18 protein-coding genes are annotated in these 16,881 nt (G+C 65.8%); 9 read left to right on the top strand and 9 right to left on the bottom strand.

Going from position 1 to position 16,881, the window contains the following annotated elements; genetic code table 11:
- Positions 1-165 precede the first annotated feature (165 nt).
- The 3 genes from uvrB to LWH48_RS05045 are packed head-to-tail and all read right to left on the bottom strand — an operon-like array spanning position 166 to position 2,881.
- Positions 166-2,193 (bottom strand): excinuclease ABC subunit UvrB, encoded by a 2,028-nt coding sequence (uvrB, locus tag LWH48_RS05035; RefSeq protein WP_232911685.1) that lies wholly within the window; start codon positions 2,191-2,193, stop codon positions 166-168.
- Between the two features lie 58 nt (positions 2,194-2,251).
- On the bottom strand, positions 2,252-2,668 hold the full coding sequence (locus LWH48_RS05040) for an OsmC family protein (protein ID WP_232911687.1): 417 nt from the start codon (positions 2,666-2,668) through the stop codon (positions 2,252-2,254).
- 15 nt (positions 2,669-2,683) lie between these two features.
- Positions 2,684-2,881, bottom strand: a complete 198-nt coding sequence (locus LWH48_RS05045; RefSeq protein ID WP_161432179.1) for a hypothetical protein — start codon at positions 2,879-2,881, stop codon at positions 2,684-2,686.
- A gap of 142 nt (positions 2,882-3,023) precedes the next feature.
- On the opposite strand from LWH48_RS05045, the gene ygfZ reads away from it, so the two are divergent.
- Entirely contained in the window at positions 3,024-4,058 is a 1,035-nt protein-coding gene (gene ygfZ, locus LWH48_RS05050; RefSeq protein ID WP_161432180.1) for a CAF17-like 4Fe-4S cluster assembly/insertion protein YgfZ, read from the top strand.
- On the opposite strand, the gene LWH48_RS05055 is transcribed toward ygfZ, so the two are convergent.
- Together LWH48_RS05055 and LWH48_RS05060 are read right to left on the bottom strand one after the other, a co-directional pair.
- Positions 4,053-4,811, bottom strand: a complete 759-nt coding sequence (locus tag LWH48_RS05055; protein ID WP_232911711.1) for a TatD family hydrolase — start codon at positions 4,809-4,811, stop codon at positions 4,053-4,055. The two genes, ygfZ and LWH48_RS05055, sit on opposite strands and share 6 nt — an antisense overlap.
- A 202-nt stretch (positions 4,812-5,013) precedes the next feature.
- Positions 5,014-6,603: a peptide chain release factor 3 gene (locus tag LWH48_RS05060; RefSeq protein WP_161432181.1), complete on the bottom strand. Its 1,590-nt coding sequence runs from the start codon at positions 6,601-6,603 to the stop codon at positions 5,014-5,016.
- A 168-nt stretch (positions 6,604-6,771) separates the two neighbouring features.
- Between LWH48_RS05060 and LWH48_RS05065 the strand changes: the two genes are divergently transcribed.
- Together LWH48_RS05065 and LWH48_RS05070 are read left to right on the top strand one after the other, a co-directional pair.
- Positions 6,772-8,046 (top strand): ATP-binding protein, encoded by a 1,275-nt coding sequence (locus LWH48_RS05065; protein ID WP_161432182.1) that lies wholly within the window; start codon positions 6,772-6,774, stop codon positions 8,044-8,046.
- Positions 8,047-8,074: 28 nt separating this feature from the next.
- Entirely contained in the window at positions 8,075-8,614 is a 540-nt protein-coding gene (locus LWH48_RS05070; RefSeq protein WP_161432183.1) for a response regulator transcription factor, read from the top strand.
- A gap of 119 nt (positions 8,615-8,733) precedes the next feature.
- Here LWH48_RS05070 and LWH48_RS05075 read toward each other — a convergent pair whose 3' ends face one another.
- Positions 8,734-9,501 carry a 3-hydroxybutyrate dehydrogenase gene (locus LWH48_RS05075; protein ID WP_232911688.1) on the bottom strand — a complete coding sequence of 256 codons (768 nt, stop codon included), beginning with the start codon at positions 9,499-9,501 and terminating at the stop codon, positions 8,734-8,736.
- A gap of 94 nt (positions 9,502-9,595) precedes the next feature.
- Positions 9,596-10,054, bottom strand: coding sequence for a [NiFe]-hydrogenase assembly chaperone HybE (hybE, locus tag LWH48_RS05080; protein ID WP_232911690.1), 459 nt, complete (start codon positions 10,052-10,054; stop codon positions 9,596-9,598).
- 149 nt (positions 10,055-10,203) lie between these two features.
- Between hybE and LWH48_RS05085 the strand changes: the two genes are divergently transcribed.
- The 3 genes from LWH48_RS05085 (at position 10,204) to LWH48_RS05095 (ending at position 12,317) form a co-directional block, all read left to right on the top strand.
- Entirely contained in the window at positions 10,204-11,025 is an 822-nt protein-coding gene (locus LWH48_RS05085; protein WP_232911692.1) for an inositol monophosphatase family protein, read from the top strand.
- Between the two features lie 149 nt (positions 11,026-11,174).
- On the top strand, positions 11,175-11,450 hold the full coding sequence (locus LWH48_RS05090; protein ID WP_232911693.1) for a GrxA family glutaredoxin: 276 nt from the start codon (positions 11,175-11,177) through the stop codon (positions 11,448-11,450).
- 99 nt (positions 11,451-11,549) lie between these two features.
- A complete protein-coding gene (locus LWH48_RS05095) occupies positions 11,550-12,317 on the top strand; it encodes a DUF1338 family protein (RefSeq protein ID WP_232911694.1) in 768 nt (255 codons plus the stop codon).
- 161 nt (positions 12,318-12,478) lie between these two features.
- Here LWH48_RS05095 and LWH48_RS05100 read toward each other — a convergent pair whose 3' ends face one another.
- Both LWH48_RS05100 and LWH48_RS05105 read right to left on the bottom strand, forming a co-directional pair.
- Positions 12,479-13,138, bottom strand: coding sequence for a CoA transferase subunit B (locus tag LWH48_RS05100; RefSeq protein ID WP_161432189.1), 660 nt, complete (start codon positions 13,136-13,138; stop codon positions 12,479-12,481).
- Positions 13,139-13,196: 58 nt separating this feature from the next.
- A complete protein-coding gene (locus LWH48_RS05105; RefSeq protein ID WP_232911696.1) occupies positions 13,197-13,898 on the bottom strand; it encodes a CoA transferase subunit A in 702 nt (233 codons plus the stop codon).
- A 177-nt stretch (positions 13,899-14,075) separates the two neighbouring features.
- Between LWH48_RS05105 and LWH48_RS05110 the strand changes: the two genes are divergently transcribed.
- From LWH48_RS05110 to LWH48_RS05120, 3 genes are all read left to right on the top strand, one after another.
- Positions 14,076-14,978, top strand: coding sequence for a LysR substrate-binding domain-containing protein (locus LWH48_RS05110; protein ID WP_232911698.1), 903 nt, complete (start codon positions 14,076-14,078; stop codon positions 14,976-14,978).
- Between the two features lie 88 nt (positions 14,979-15,066).
- On the top strand, positions 15,067-15,936 hold the full coding sequence (locus LWH48_RS05115; protein WP_232911700.1) for an acyltransferase: 870 nt from the start codon (positions 15,067-15,069) through the stop codon (positions 15,934-15,936).
- Entirely contained in the window at positions 15,885-16,823 is a 939-nt protein-coding gene (locus LWH48_RS05120) for a M23 family metallopeptidase (RefSeq protein ID WP_232911702.1), read from the top strand. Before LWH48_RS05115 ends, LWH48_RS05120 begins: the two co-directional genes overlap by 52 nt.
- Positions 16,824-16,881: the final 58 nt, after the last annotated feature.

Consider the following 16,881-nt stretch of genomic DNA (forward strand, 5'->3'; position numbering starts at 1 on the left):
GCATTATACCCTACCCGGCGGGTTGTCGACATTGCTGCCGGCCAAGGTTGGAGTGTTGAGCTACGCGTAACAAAGATAACGGTATAAAAGCCTGTGCTATGTAACCTGCGCCGCCGGGGCCATCGCATGCCGTTCACAGTCCCCGTCCGCCCAGGACTTTCCACACTACGCCTCGCCCAACGCCAGCTGTCGCTCCTTGAGCTCGTGCAGCCGGTCGCGCAGACGCGCGGCCTCCTCGAACTCGAGGTTCTGGGCGGCCTCGAACATAGCGTCCTCGACCCGGGTGAGCTCGCGCACCACCTCCTGCGGCGAGAGGTCGGCGGGATCGTAGACTCCGGCCGGCTCGGCCACCTTGCGCTCGCCGCGGCGCCCCTTGCCCTTCTTCCCGGGGGTCTGGGCCGCCTCGAGGATGTCCGCCACCGAGCGGGTCACCGTCTGCGGGGTGATGCCGTGCTCCGCGTTGAAGGCGATCTGCTTGGCGCGACGCCGCTCGGTCTCCTCCATGGCTCGGCGCATGGAGTCGGTGACCCGGTCGGCGTAGAGGATCGCCTTGCCGTGGGCGTTGCGGGCGGCGCGGCCGATGGTCTGGATCAACGAGCGCTCGTTGCGCAGGAAGCCCTCCTTGTCGGCATCGAGGATCGCCACCAGCGAGACCTCGGGGATATCCAGCCCCTCGCGCAGCAGGTTGATCCCCACCAGGACGTCGAACTTGCCCAGCCGCAGGTCGCGGATGATTTCCACCCGCTCCACGGTGTCGATGTCTGAGTGCAGGTAGCGCACCCGCACGTCGTGCTCGTCCAGGTACTCGGTGAGATCCTCCGCCATGCGCTTGGTCAGGGTGGTCACCAGCACCCGCTCGCCGACCTCGGCGCGCAGGCGGATCTCGGATAGCAGGTCGTCCACCTGGGTGGTGGCCGGGCGCACCTCGAGCTCCGGGTCGAGCAGGCCGGTGGGACGCACCACCTGCTCCACCACTTGGCCGGCATGCTCGGCCTCGTAGGGACCCGGAGTCGCCGACACGAAGATCGTCTGGGGGCTGATCGCCTCCCACTCCTCGAACTTCATGGGGCGGTTGTCCAGCGCCGAGGGCAGCCGGAAGCCGTACTCCACCAGGGTCTCCTTGCGCGAGCGGTCGCCCTTGTACATGCCGCCCACCTGGGGAACGCTGACGTGGCTCTCGTCGATGAACAGCAGTGCATCGTCGGGCAGGTAGTCGAAGAAGGTGGGCGGCGGCTCGCCGGGGTTGCGCCCCGAGAGGTAGCGGGAGTAGTTCTCGATGCCGTTGCAGTAGCCGAGCTCCAGCATCATCTCGATGTCATAGAGGGTGCGCTGCTCCAGGCGCTGGGCCTCCACCAGCCGCTCGTGCTTCCTGAGCCACTCGAGACGCTCGGCCAGCTCCGCCTTGATCTGGTCGATGGCACCGAGGATGGTCTCCCGGGGCGTCACGTAGTGCGACTTGGGGTAGACGGTCATCCGCGGCACCTCGCCACGCACCTCACCGGTAAGGGGATCGAACAGCCGGATCGAGTCGATCTCGTCGTCGAACAGCTCCACCCGCACCGCCTCGTCCTCGGCGTCGGCGGGGAAGATGTCGATGACGTCGCCACGCACCCGGTAGGTGCCGCGCTTGAAGTCCATATCGTTGCGGGTGTACTGCAGCTCCGCCAGGCGACGCAGGAACTTGCGCTGATCGATCAGCTCTCCGCGGGTGAAGTGCAGGCGCATCTTCAGGTACTGGTCGGGATCACCCAGGCCGTAGATCGCCGACACCGAGACCACGATCAGGGCGTCGCGGCGCTCCAGTAGCGCCTTGGTGGCGGAGAGGCGCATCTGCTCGATGTGGTCGTTGATGGAGGCGTCCTTCTCGATGAAGGTGTCCGACGACGGCACATAGGCCTCGGGCTGGTAGTAGTCATAGTAGGAGACGAAGTACTCCACTGCGTTGTCGGGAAAGAACGCCTTGAACTCGCCGTAGAGCTGCGCCGCCAGGGTCTTGTTGGGGGCCATGACGATGGTGGGGCGCTGCAGGCGCTCCACCACGTTGGCCATGGTGAAGGTCTTGCCGGAGCCCGTGACCCCAAGCAGGGTCTGATGGGCCAGCCCCGCCTCCAGGCCACCCACCAGGCCGTCGATGGCCGATGGCTGATCACCGGCGGGCTGGAACTTCGAGGCGAGGCGAAAGGGCTTGCTCATGGGGTCTCCGAGTTGGGGCGGCGGCCGACCCGGCCGCCGCTCGGTATCACGCCCCGGATCAGACCGGGGTCACGGCTCGGGTGCTCACCTCCACCGTGGAGCTGGTCATCAGCCGGTGGATGGGGCACTTGTGGCTGATCTCCTCGAGGCGCTCGACCTGCTCCGGGTCGCTGATGCCGTGGAAAGTCATCTCCACCTCGAGGCGGTAGGTGCCGTGGCGCTCATCGCTGTCATCGCGGTGCACCTTGACGCTGATGCCCTCCAGGGGCCACTTCTTGCGCCGCGCATACATCATCGAGGTGATCGCCTTGCAGGCCCCAAGCGACAGATCGAAGTAGTCGTGGGGGTCGGGGGCACCGCCCTCGCCGCCGTAGGCTTCCGGCACATCCACGAACAGGTCCTCGAAGCCGTCAAGCTCGACCCGCTGACGGAAGATATGGTTGCGTACGCTCTGGATATCAATGGTCTTCTTCACACGGATACTCCCTGCTCACCTGACTTGGATCGGTAGCCTCAGGGCCTCGATCGCCTTGATCATCGCCTCCCGCCGGGCGCGACCCTCCACCTCGGCGCCGTGGCGCCCCACCTCGGCACTATCGACGCCATCGAGCATCATCAACGCGGTGGTGATGCGATTGACCTGATCGGCGTCGGTGACACCCTCGAAACTCAGCGACTGGTGGGCCATGACGTGACTCCTGGCTTGCCTGGCATGGATGAACCCGGGAGTCTAGCATGGGCCACCCGGGCCGGCAGCGGTTGCAATGTCGCGGCGGCGCCCGCATGTCTCCGGATATCCCGACCCTTTCCCTGACACGACGAGGCTTCCCATGCAGGACTGGATCACCGAGCTGGGCGCACGCACGCTCGCCGACGACCACATCACCTTCGACACACAGGATGCCGCACGTCAGGCCCTGGATGCCACGGTGGTGACACCGCTCCTGCAGTTCGGTGTGCTGGATGTGGTGGGCGCCGATGCCGAGAAGTTCCTGCAGGGCCAGGCGAGCGCCCAGCTCAACCTGGTCGATGGCGACTTCGCCCCACTGACGGTGTTCTGCACCCCCAAGGGGCGGATGCTGGCCAACGCCCAGCTGCTGCGCGTGGCCGAGGGCCACTACCGGCTGATCCTGCACCGCGACCTGGTCGACTCCCTGGCCGACCACCTGAAGAAGTTCGCCGTCTTCTACAAGGTCCAGCTGACAGCGCGGGATGACCTGGCGCTGATCGGCCTGATCGGCCAGGAGGCCTCGGCACTGGCCGAGGTACGCCTGGATATTGCCCCTCCCGCGATCTGGCATCAGGCCGGCGACGCCGAGACCCAGCTGCTGGCACACCCCGGCCCGCGCCCGCGCCTGCTGGCCATCCTGCCAACCGAGCGGGCGACGGAGGTCTGGCCGACCCTGGCAGAGCAGGCCACGCCGGCAGGCAATGCGGTCTGGTGTTTGCACGATATCCAGGCGGGTCTGGCCTGGTTGACCTCACACCACCGCGACGCCCTGCTGCCGCAGATGATCAACTGGGAGGCACTGGGCGGCATCAGCTTCAAGAAGGGCTGCTACACCGGCCAGGAGGTAGTGGCACGCGCCCACTTCCGGGGTCAGGTAAAGCGCCGGTTGATGCGTGGCCAGCTCGACGGCAGCGTACTGCCGGAAATCGGCAGCCCCGTCCTCGACACCAATGACAAGGCGGTGGGAGAGGTGATCACCACCGAGCTCGACGCCTACGACCAGGCAGAGGTGCTGGTAGTGCTAAGCACCAAGGAGGATATCGGCCCTCTGAGTGTGGCCGGGCAGAAGCTCAAGCTGCTGCAGCTGCCCTACCCCATCGAGCGCCTCGATCCGGAGAGCCTGGCGGCGTCATAGCCGAAACAGGCGACGGGCGGTGGCAGTGCTGTTCGCTGCCACCGCCTCCGAGCCCTGCCCCCTCAGCCCGGCGACGACCCGGCATACCTCGGCCACTCGGGCGGGTTCATTGCGCTCCCCCTGGTGGCCAGCCAGAGGCATGTCGGGACTGTCGGTCTCCAGCACATAGCCATCATCGGGCAGGCTCTGCACCGCCCGCTGCAGGCGTTTGGCCCGATCGAAGGTGACCGCCCCGCCAAGACCCACCACGAACCCCAGGTCGAGGAACTTGCCGGCCTGCTCCGGGGAGCCGGCGAAAGCGTGAACCAGGCCGCCGGCGGGAAGGTCGAGCTGGCGCAGCCGCTTGGCCACCGGGTCGTTGGCCCGTACGCAGTGGACCACCACCGGCAGCTTGCGCGCCTTGGCAATACGCAGCTGCGCGTCGAACAGCCGCCACTGGGCGTCCAGGGTGTCGCCGAAGCGGGCGTCGATGCCGCACTCGCCCACCGCCACCGATTGCGGGTTCGCTTCCAGCGCCTGCGCCAGCGCCTCAATGTCCCCCTCGGCGTGCTCCTCCATGAAGTAGGGGTGCAGCCCCAGGCAGACACTGACATCATCGCATGCGCCCAGCGCCAGCACCCCGGGCCAGCGCTGACGGGTCGTGCCCGGCACGATGAATTGCGCCACACCCGCCGCCCGGGCCCGTTCGATCACCGCCTCGCGGTCGGCGTCGAAGTCGGGGAAGTCCAGATGGCAGTGGGCGTCGATCAGCATAGTGACAAGCGACAAGGATCAAGGCGCAAGGCAGAGGTATCCTTGCTACGTGCATGAAGCGAGGGAGCGCCGGGGGCGGGTCGAAGAGGAGGTCCTATGCCAGGGATGGCATCGGTAGCGCCCAGGGATGGGTTCACAGCGCCTCCTCGAAGGCCCGCCGCCGGATCAGCCCCGAGCGACGCAGCAACTTATCGCCAGGGTATCAATGCTCCCGGGTGGGCTGGAAGCGGATCTCCGGCCAGCGCTCCTGGGTCATCTGCAGATTCACGCGCGTTGGGGCGATATAGGTCAGGTAGCCGCCACCATCGATGGCCAGGTTGGTGCTCGCCTTGCGCTTGAACTCCTCGAGCTTGCGGGCATCGTCGCAGTAGACCCAGCGTGCGGTATTGACGTTCACCCCCTCGTAGACACAGTCGACCTTGTACTCCTCCTTGAGGCGGTGGGCGACCACGTCGAACTGCAGGGTACCCACCGCACCGAGGATCAGGTCGTTGTTGTCCAGCGGCATGAACACCTGGGTGGCTCCCTCCTCGGAAAGCTGCTGCAGGCCCTTCTGGAGTGCCTTCATCTTCAGCGGGTCCTTGAGGCGCACGCGCTTGAACAACTCCGGCGCGAAGTGCGGGATGCCGGTGAAGCGCATGTCCTCGCCCTGGGTGAAGGTGTCACCGATCTGGATGGTGCCGTGGTTATGCAGGCCGATGATGTCGCCAGGCCAGGCCTCCTCCACCTGGGCGCGGTCCGAGGCCATAAAGGTCAGGGCATCGGCGATCTTGACGTCCTTGCCGATGCGCACATGGCGCATCTTCATGTTCTTCTCGTACTTGCCCGAACAGACGCGCAGGAAGGCGATGCGGTCGCGATGGTTGGGATCCATGTTGGCCTGGATCTTGAACACGAAGCCGGTAAAGCGGCCATCCTCGGCCTCCACGGTTCGCGTGTCCGTCTCGCGAGGCTGCGGCGGTGGCGCATATTCGACGAAGCCGTCGAGCATCTCGCGCACCCCGAAGTTGCCCATGGCGGTACCGAAATAGACAGGCGAGAGTTCACCGCGCAGGTAGGCCTCGTGGTCGAACTCATGGGACGCCCCGCGCACCAGTTCCACCTCCATGCGCAGCTCCTCGGCCTGCTCCTCGCCGAGCACCGCGTCCACCTCGGGGTTGTCGAGCCCCTCGATGCGCTTGTCATCGGGAATGCGGCTGCCCTGCCCCTGGGTATAGAGGTGGATGGTGTCGTTGTAGAGGTGGTAGACACCCCTGAAGTGACGCCCCATGCCGATCGGCCAGGTCATCGGCGCGCACTGGATATTGAGCACCTCCTCGACCTCGTCCATCACCTCGATGGGATCGCGGATGTCACGGTCCATCTTGTTGATGAAGGTGAGGATCGGCGTGGTACGCAGGCGACACACCTCCATCAGCTTGATGGTCCGCGCCTCGACGCCCTTGGCCCCGTCGATCACCATCAGCGCCGAATCCACCGCAGTCAGGGTGCGGTAGGTGTCCTCGGAGAAGTCCTCGTGGCCGGGCGTGTCGAGCAGATTGACGATGCGTCCGCCGTAGGGGAACTGCATCACCGAGGTGGTCACCGAGATGCCGCGCTCCTGCTCCATCTTCATCCAGTCGGAGGTGGCGTGGCGGTCGTTGCGCTTGCTTTTCACCGAGCCGGCCATCTGGATGGCATTGCCGAACAGCAGCATCTTCTCGGTGATGGTCGTCTTGCCGGCATCCGGGTGCGAGATGATCGCAAAAGTGCGTCGAAGCCCGGTCTCATGGGCCTGTTTCTGGTCTGACATGCGTTGGGTTCGCCAATTGGTTCTCGACCTTGTACTCGAGGAGAGCAGCGCGGGGCCGAGAGAGGAGTTTGGCGACTATTCTACGCCCTCGCCGGGCCGAAATGTAGGTCGGACACGCCACCCGACGCCACAGGCGCGCTATCATGTGGCGGTCGAAAAGGAGCCAGCATGCAGACCACCCAGCCACTGCCCCTCTCCACCCCCAATCGCAACCTGGTGCGCTTGACCATCGTGCGCGGCATCACCTGGACCGGCTTCCTCGCCGCCATCATCTTCGGGGTCGAGGTGCTGGGCTTCGAACTCCAGGTAACCGCGGTGATCGGTGTGGTGCTGGTGATGGCGGTGATCAATCTGGCCACCTGGTGGCGCCTGGGCCGCCACCGCGCGGTTACCGACGGCGAATACCTGCTCCACCTGCTGGCCGATGTTGCCGGCCTGACGCTGCTGTTCTACTTCACCGGCGGCGCCAGCAACCCTTTCATCACCTACTATCTGGTACCGGTGACCATCGCCGCCGCTACCCTGCCCTGGCGCTGCGCCTGGATCATCGCGGCCACCTCCATGCTCGGCTACAGCGCGTTGCTGGCCTTCCACTACCCGGTACCCCAGCTGACCGGTGGCCACGGGCCGACCGCCGGTCTCAACCTGCACGTGCTTGGCATGTGGCTGAACTTCGCCCTCTCGGCGGGCCTGGTCACCTTCTTCATCTACAAGATGGCCCACGCCCTGCGCAGCAGGGAGCAGGCACTGTCACGGACCCGCGAAGCCGCCCTGCGCAACGAGCAGGTGCTCGCCGTGGCGACCCAGGCCGCGGGTACCGCCCACGAGCTGGGCACCCCGCTCTCCACCATGGCGGTGCTGCTTTCCGAGATGCGTGCAGAGGCCGAGGACAACCCCATGCTGCAGAAGGATATCGAGCTGCTTCGCCAGCAGGTGGATACCTGCAAGTCGCGGCTGCAGCAACTGGTGGAGAGCGCCGACCGCCGCCGCATGGGCGAGCCGCAGATCACCGATGCCGAGGTGTGGTTGGCCGGGGTGGTCCAGCGCTGGCTGGTGCTGCGTCCGGATGTCAGCCACCACATGACAGTGTCCGAACACCGCAGCCGCCCCTGGCTGGCGGTGGATACGACCCTCGAGCAGGCGCTGACCAACCTGCTCAACAACGCTGCCGACGCCAACCCCGACGACATCGTCATCGGCCTCGACTGGCATGACGACGAGGTAATCATCGATATCCGCGACCACGGTCCCGGCGTTGCCCTGGCTATCGCCGACCAACTCGGCGAGACCTTCGTCTCCACCAAGAGCAAGGGGATGGGCATCGGCCTGTTCCTGACCCATGCCACCATCAACCGCTTCGGCGGCGGCGTCAGCCTATACAATCACCCCCAGGGTGGCACTCTGACCGAGGTCGTGCTGCCCCGGGCCCCCGCTGCCGAATGAGCTCACCCACCATCCGAGCGAGAGACCCATGCAAGAGACGCCCGAACGCCTGCTGATCATCGACGACGACGAGATGTTCTGCCACGTGCTTGACCGTGCCATGACCCGACGCGGTTACGAGGTGGTAGTCGCCCGGGACGCCCAGGAGGCACTCTCCCTGGCCCGTCAGCACCGCCCCACCCTGGCCACCCTCGACCTCAAGCTTGAGCATGAGTCCGGGCTCCAGCTGTTACCGGAGCTGCTGGAAGTGGTGCCGGAGTGTCGGGTGGTGATCCTGACGGGTTACTCCAGCATCGCCACGGCCGTGGAGGCGATCAAGCTGGGAGCGGTCAACTACCTATGCAAACCGGCCGATGCCGACGAGGTGCTGGCCGCATTCAACAAGCATGATGGCGACCCGCAGATCGAGGTGGCCGACCAGCCCCCCTCAATCAACCGCATCGCCTGGGAGCATATCCAGAAGGTGCTGCAGGAGCACGACGGCAACATCTCCGCCACCGCCCGCGCCCTGGGCATGCACCGCCGCACACTGCAGCGCAAGCTGCAGAAACGACCGGTGCGGCGTTGAAAGCTGAATAGCTGGCTCATGTGAATCGTCCCCATGGCAAGGTCATGGGGACGGTTCTTCTTCCGGCTTCCAGGCGCGAAGCGTCGCTCTTATCGCTTACCGCTCCCGGCGCAGCTGGGTCATTGCGCCGTCCACCCCAGATCCATATTCCAGCTCGCCCCGGTGACGGCGCCGGCGGCGTCGGAGGCCAGGTAGGCCACCAGCTCGGCGACCTCGCCGGGTTCGATCAGGCGCTTGACGGCGGCATTCTTGAGCATGATCTGCTCGATCACCTCCTGCTCCTGCATGCCGTGCAGCTTCGCCTGATCGGCGATCTGATTGTCGACCAGCGGCGTCTTCACGTAGGCGGGGCAGATGGCATTGGCGGTGATGCCCTGGGCGCCACCCTCCAGCGCCGCGGTCTTGGTCAGGCCGATCATGCCATGCTTGGCACTGATATAGGCCGACTTACCTGGCGATGCCACCTGGGCGTGTACCGAGGCGATGTTGACGATGCGCCCCCAGCCATTCTCGCGCATGGAGGGCCAGGCTGCCTGGGTGAGCAGGAAGGGCGCGGTCAACATCAGGTCGATAATCTGGCGCCACTTCGCCTCGGGAAACTCCTCAATCGGCGAGACGTGCTGGATACCGGCATTGTTGACCAGGATATCCACGCGCCCGAAACGCTTGACCGCCTCGGCAACGGCGGCCTTGCAGGCTTCGCCGTCCGTCAGGTCGGCCTGGAAGAAACTGGCACCGGCCTCCTCGGCCACCTCACGGCCCGCAGGATTGAAGTCCACCGCCAGTACCTGGTGGCCCAGGCGACAGAAGTGGCGCACCACCGCCTCGCCGATACCACTGCTGGTACCGGTGACGAGGGCGACGCGGGGGGTGACGGACGCTGACATTGGCGACTCCTTGCTGATGTAGATTGTCGAAATACGTGGAGCCACCAGCATAAGGTGATGTCGGCATGCCGCGCCACCTCGCTGAGGTGTCGCATCACTCGCCGTGCGGAGAGGTTTCCCCGGATTGCTGTGCGGGAGCCATCACCCGCTCCATCAGCCGCTGGGCGAGGCGACTGGCGTCCTGTCGCGTAGCGACATCGGCGAGATCATCGAGCAGCACCAGGCGCCAGCAGCCGAGCGACTCTCCCAGTGCCACGGCTTCCATGGGGTAGCGCCCCGAGGGCAGCGACAGCGTGCAGCGCTCTCCTGCTACAGGCATGGGCTGGGTATCGCCGGCGGGCAGCATCACCAGCCACAGCGACACCGGCGTGACCAGGGCACCCACCAGCTGTTCGCCGTGCTCGGGCAGGCGATAGCACTGGAAACAGAGTGCATCGGCAGCCAGCCGCGGATTGAAGTGGGACAGCGACTTGGACTCGCGCAGATGGCTGGCGGTCCAGGCCTCGGCAAGCCGTCGCAGGCGCTGATACTGTTCCGGAGTCAGGGCATGCATGAGTCTCTCCACGATGTCGGGCGGCGCCAGTATAGGCGCAGCGAGCCGCGGGGCCCAGAGGCCATCGGCGCTCGGCCGGCGAGCTGCTAGGCTATCGACACGCGCCATCCCGGAGCTGTCCAGCCCAGCCCAATCAGAGGGAGTCCACCATGACCGACAACCAACGCCTGCAGCATGCCCTGGAGATCGCCCTGGAGGCGGGCGAGCGTATCCGCGATGCCCGTCATGACCGGGACTTCGGCCATCGCTACAAGGGCGGCGAGGAACTGGTGACCGATATCGACGTGGCGGTGGATCGCCAGATCGGCTCACGGCTGGAGACCACCTTCCCGGGTGAGGCACGCCTCAGCGAGGAGCTCTCTCCCGACCGCAGCGTGCTGGCCGTGGAGGGGCCACTGTGGGTTGTCGATCCCATCGATGGAACCGTCAATTTCGCCCACGGGCTTGCCCACGTCGCGGTCTCCATCGCCTGGCTCGAGCATGGCGAGGCGCGTATCGGCGTGGTTCATGCCCCCTTCCTGGGCGAGACCTACACGGCGATCCGCGGTGAAGGAGCCTGGCGCAACGGCGAGCCGATTCACGCCAGCCGCCGCACCGACCTGAGCCGCAGCCTGGTCGCTACCGGCTTTCCCTACCGCCGCGACAGTCGGCCACCGCTGATGCGCCGCCTGGCCGCGGTGCTCGATCGCTGTCAGGACGTGCGCCGCAACGGCTCGGCGGCACTCGATCTGTGCGACGTCGCCTGCGGAAGACTGGATGCCTACTACGAGAGCGTCTCGCCGTGGGACTTTGCGGCCGGCTGGCTGATCGCCAGGGAGGCCGGCGCCCGCACGGGTCACCTCTACCCCTGCCCCGAGGGCATCCCCGCGGCACTCTATGGGGAGAACCTGCTTGCCTCGAGCCCGGGTATCCACGCCGAACTGGGCGAGTTGCTGCGGCGTGCCGATGCCGGTGAACTGGACACGCCATGAACTATGGCGGTCACAATCCATGGCGGCTGACAACCCATAGCGGCGGACAATGACCCGGCTCGCCAGGACCTATTGGCCAGGGCGTCCGCCATCACGGACAATGGTGCCATCTTTGTTCCAGCCAGCGCCCCAGGCGCCAAGGAGAACCCATGTTCGTCACTATCTACGGCCGCCCAGGCTGTCCCTTCTGCGTGTTCGCCAAGGACCTTGCCCAGCGCCTCGAGGCCGCCGGGGCCATCGAAGGCTATCGCTATATCGACATGTATGCCGAGGGACTGACCAAGACCGATCTGACCAAGAAGGTGGGCCAGACCGTGCACACCGTGCCCCAGGTATTCCTTGATGCCACCCCCATTGGCGGCTTTTCCGAATTCGATCAATACGTGCGCAAACACGGCCTGCTGTCTGCGGCCCAGGCCCACTGACGCCGGCTTCCCTCGAAAGCGTAGTCCTGGCGTTGAAAGGTCCCTTGACGCTGATGCCTATACTTCCCGCCAGTCACGACGACAAGGGAAGCGCTTTCAATGCAGAGGGAAGAGTTTATTCAGCAGCTATGGCTGGATTTTATCCACCAGCATCCGGAGATCGGCGGGCTACGGCTCTGGCCGCTGGATGCCCCGGTCGAATACCTGGCCCTGTTGACCCTCAATCGCCGCCATCATGGCATGGATGCCCTGATGCCAGCGCTCGCACACTTCGGATACCGCATCCGTCACCGTCATGCCATGGCCGACCGCGGGCTGCTGGTCAACCTGCTGGCACCGCCAGGCACAGGCCCCTGGCTCGCCGTTGCCGAACTCCAGATGGGCACTCTGGCCAGGCGCCCCCGGGCCCTGCTCGAGACGCTTGTCGACCAGGCCCCCGAGTCCGCCCACCGCGGCCCCAACCGCCTGTGCCGGGGACGGCCCTGGCCAGTGCCTGATTGGGAGAGTTACCAGACCCTGCACCAGGCACACCCCCTGGCCGCCCTGCTCGCCGTCAACGGGCCGCGGCTGCACCATGTCGGCTACGATTGCCGGCACCTCGATGCCTCCCTTGAGGAATTGCACCGGGGGATGGAAGAGGCCGGGTTTGCCGGCACTGACGATCGCCATCACGGCCTCTTTCCTATCTCGCCGCTGGTCGACTATCGCTTCTACCCGTCAGGCTCGCGACGGCTGCCCTTCGCCGAGGGTGACGAGCACCGTGTCGAGACCGGTGGCATCGCGCTGGTACAGAAGTCGGTCAGCGCCCACCAGGAGCGAGTGGTCGAACTGCTGTTGCCTCACCACACCCGCTGCCAGCTCTCCTGACCTGTCGTCCACAAAATCTGTGGATAACGCTGTGCAACATTGGCGACCACGCCACTAACCACCGGCCGTATGGGGCGATGGTCATAAATTCACCGTCCCCGAACGCGCGCGGCCCGGACGCTTGACGTCCGGGCCGCGGCAGCAGCGTTGAGGGTCACGCCTCAGTCGAAGGTCATCTCCGGGACGTGATCGGGCACTACCAGCTTGCCCGCGGTCAGCGACTTGATCTCCTCGACGGAGACGCCCGGGGCGCGCTCCTTGAGGTGGAAAGCGCCGTCCTTGATCTCCAGGTAGGCGAGGTCGGTCAGCACCCGGTTGATGCAGCCGGCGCCGGTCAGCGGCAGATTGCAGCTCTCCAGCAGCTTGGACTCGCCGTGCTTGGAGGCGTGAGTCATGGTGCAGATGATGTTCTCTGCGCCCGCCACCAGGTCCATGGCGCCGCCCATGCCCTTGATCAGCTTGCCGGGGATCATCCAGGAGGCGATGTTACCGTTCTGGTCGACCTCGAAGGCCCCCAGCACGGTCAGGTCGACGTGGCCGCCGCGGATCATGGCGAAGGACTCCGCCGAGGAGAAGATCGCCGCGCCGGGACGCGCAGTTACCGTCTGCTTGCCGGCGTTGATCATGTCCGGGTCGACCTCTTCCTCGGTAGGGAAGCGCCCCATGCCCAGCAGGCCATTCTCGGACTGCAGCATCACATCGATGCCGTCGGGGATATAGTTGGCCACCAGGGTCGGAATGCCGATGCCCAGGTTGACGTAGAAGCCATCTTCCAGTTCACGCGCCACGCGCATTGCCATCTGTTCGCGAGTCAGTGCCATCTTGTTGCCTCTTTGTTCGATGAGAAACGGTCGGTGAGAAACGCCAGCAGCGAGGAGATCACGCCTCGCGCACGGTGCGCTTCTCGATGCGCTTCTCGAAGGAGCCCTGGATGATGCGGTCGACGTAGATCCCCGGGGTGTGAATCTGGTCGGGCTTCAGCTCGCCAGGCTCGACGATCTCCTCGACCTCGACCACGGTGATCCGGCCGCAGGTGGCCGCCAGCGGATTGAAGTTCTGGGCGGTATCGCGATACACCACGTTGCCGTAGCGGTCGGCCTTCCAGCCCTTGACGATGGCGAAGTCGGCGTGGAACGCCTCCTCGAGGATGTGCGGACGACCGTTGAATTCGCGCACCTCCTTGCCCTCGCCGATGGGCGTGCCGTAGCCCGTGGCGGTATAGAAGGCGGGAATGCCGGCACCGCCGGCGCGCATCTTCTCTGCCAGGGTGCCCTGGGGGGTCAGGATCACCTCGATCTCGTCGTTGAGCATCTGCTGCTCGAACAGCGCGTTCTCCCCCACGTAGGAGGCATAGATGCGCGAGATCTGCTTGTCTTCCAGCAGCAGGCCCAGGCCGAAGCCGTCCACACCGCAGTTGTTGGAGATCACGGTCAGGTCGTTCACACCGCGACGCTTGATCTCGGCGATCAGGTTCTCGGGAATGCCGCACAGGCCGAAGCCACCGGCGGCGACCGTCATGCCGCTCTCGATGCCTTCCATCGCCTCTGCATAGGAGTTAACGCGCTTGTCGAATCCGGCCATAGGACGCCTCGTGTTGTTGTGGGCTGAAATTACTCAGGAAGAATAGCGGGTCTTTGGGAGACTCGTTGCCCTAGTGTTAGTGCGAAGCATATATTTGTTAAGTTTGTTTTTCTTATCATTTGATCGGAAAACTTCATAAATTAAACCTTGGTCGCATATCCACTTCCGGTAACCATCATGACCGTCAAGCAGCTTCGCGCCTTCCTCGCCGTGGCCAGCGCCCTGAGCTTTACCCAGGCCTGCGAGCGCCTGCACCTTTCCCAGCCTGCGCTTAGCCTGGCGATCAAGGGGCTCGAGGAGAGCCTGGGCGGACGCCTGCTGACGCGCAGCACACGCAGCGTACGGCTGACACCCGAAGGCGAATCGCTGGTCCCGCTGGCCAAGCGGCTGCTGGCCGAGTGGGACAACACCGAGGAGCTGATGCACCAGCGCTTCACCCTGCAGATGGGCCGGCTCGGGGTGGCCGCCATGCCTTCCTTCGCCGGGAACCTGCTGCCTCCAGCGCTGATGGCGTTTCGACAGCGTTACCCACGCATCAATGTCACCGTGCACGACGTGATCAACGAGCAGGTGATCGAGATGGTGCGCAACGGCCAGGTGGAGCTGGGCATCGCCTTCGAGCCCGAGGCCGTGGGCAGCCTTACCTTCACGCCCCTGTTCAGCGACCGGTTCGTCGCCGTGGTGCCGCCTCACTCACTGCTGGCCGGGCACGCTTCGCTGCGCTGGGAGATGTTGCTCACCCACGACTTCATCGCCCTGCAGCGCCCCTCCATGGTGCGCCGCCTGCTGGAGCAGCAGCTGGAAGCGGAAGGCATGGCACTGCCCGGCGCCTTCGAGAGCCACCAGCTGGCCACGGTGGGCCGCATGGTAGCCAGCGGACTGGGAGTCAGCGCAGTGCCCTCGCTGTGCCGTGGCCAGATGGAGGAGCTCGGCGCGCGCTGCCTGACACTGGAGGCCCCCGTCATACAGCGTGACGTGGGCATCCTCACCCATGGCGAGCTCTCCACCGCGGCCCTGGCCCTGAAGGAGGTGATCGTCGAGACCCAGGGCCCCGCCTCCGGGAATCTCACCGGTCGATAGACCGCGGGCGTTGGTCGCAGGCGCTGGGCAGGCGTCGGGGGATCCTTTAGCATTGCCGACATTCCACAGGCCACCCATGGAGATCGGCATGTCGACCCTCAGGGGCATCGTCAGCCTGCTGCTGCTCACCCTGACCACCCTGCTGTGGGGCCTTCCCCTGCTGCTGATGACGGTGGTCAAGCTGATCACGCCGGGCCATCGCCTGCGCCTGGCGGTGCTCAGGGTGCTCAATGCCATTGCCCTCAACTGGATCGGGCTGAACCTCTGGTGGATGCGGCACTGGCTGAAGCCGCGGCTGGAGATCGAACTGCCCGAAGGACTCTCGCGCCAGCACGGCTGGCTGGTGCTCTCCAACCACCGCAGCTGGACCGACATCTTCGTGCTGTTCTTCGCCCTGCACCGGCGCATCCCCATGCCCCGCTTCTTCCTCAAGCGACAGCTGATCTGGATCCCCATCGTGGGCCTGGCCTGGTGGGCACTGGAGTTCCCCTTCATGCGCCGCATGACCGCCGCGCAGCGTGCCCGCCACCCGCACCTCGCCCGGCGCGACCAGCAGGCCACGGAGCGCATGTGCCAACGCGCCCGGGAGATGCCTATCGCCATCTTCAATTTCGTGGAGGGTACCCGTTTCACCCCGGCCAAGCATGCCGCCCAGGACTCGCCCTATCGGCAGTTGCTGAAGCCACGCGCCGGTGGCGTTGCCCAGGTCCTCAACCTGCTCGGCGACCAGCTTGCCGGGATCCTCGATGTCACCCTCCACTACGACAATCCGCGCCCCACCTTCTGGGGGTACCTGTGCGGGCGCGAGGAACGCATCGTCATGCACACCCGCCTCCTGCCGGTCGAGGACTGGATGCCGGGTGGCAACTACCAGGATAACGCCAGCGACAAGGAACGCTTCCACACATGGATCAATGCGCTTTGGCACCAAAAGGACGATCGGCTCTCGCGCTTCTGATCGTCCTGCTGCTGATGCTGACCGGCTGCGCCTCGCAGCCGTCGGAGAGGACCACACGGGATGCGGCCGAGGCATCCCGCATCGGTGGTTGGGTCATCGTGCAGCGAGGCGACACCCTGGGTGAACTGGCACAGCGCGGCGGCGTTCCCCTGGAGCGCCTGCAGCGCTTCAATCCCGACGTCGACGCCAGGCGTCTGGCGGTGGGCCAGCGCCTGCTGATGCCGACCCAGCGTGAACGCGCCCCCTACCGGGGGCCCTACCGCTACCAGGTGCGTCCCGGGGACACCTACTCGAGCATCGCCCGTCGCTTTCGCACGGAAGCCTCGCGAGTACAGGCCGCCAACCCCGGGGTCGCCCCTACCCGCCTAGCGGTGGGCCAGCTGATCAGTGTTCCCCTGGCCTCGGGAGGCTCCCGCACCGCCCCGAGCTCGGCGAGCGGCAACGGTGCCGGCGCGAGTGCCCCATCCTCGCCCCGCCGCGCCAGCCTGCCGGATCCCGGCAACCTGCCGAGCTCGGCGCGCCGCTGGCCCTGGCCGCTGGACGATTATCGCATCGTGCGACCCTACGGCACCGACAGCCGAGGCACCCTGCAGCCGATGCTGCTGGCCACCGACGCAGGCGCTCAGGCCAAGGCCGTGGCGGCCGGCGAGGTACGCTATGCCGGCAGCATGCGCCAGCTCGGCAAGGTGGTGATCGTCCACCACCCCGACAACCTGCAGAGCGTCTATGCGCTCTGTGAGCGACTGCTGGTGGAGAATGGCCAGGCAGTGGCGCGCGGTGAGGCACTCTGCGAGGTGGGGTACAGCAACGCCACCGAGCGCCACGACCTGCTGTTCGACCTGCGCCACGGGGGCAAGCCGGTGAATCCTCGCGGCGTGCTACGCTGACATGCCCGCTTAACCAGCCTGTCGCCGTCCTGTCATCCGCAACCACCATCCTTGAGAC

This window comes from Halomonas sp. G15, from assembly GCF_021282295.1.
GTDB lineage: Bacteria > Pseudomonadota > Gammaproteobacteria > Pseudomonadales > Halomonadaceae > Halomonas > Halomonas alimentaria.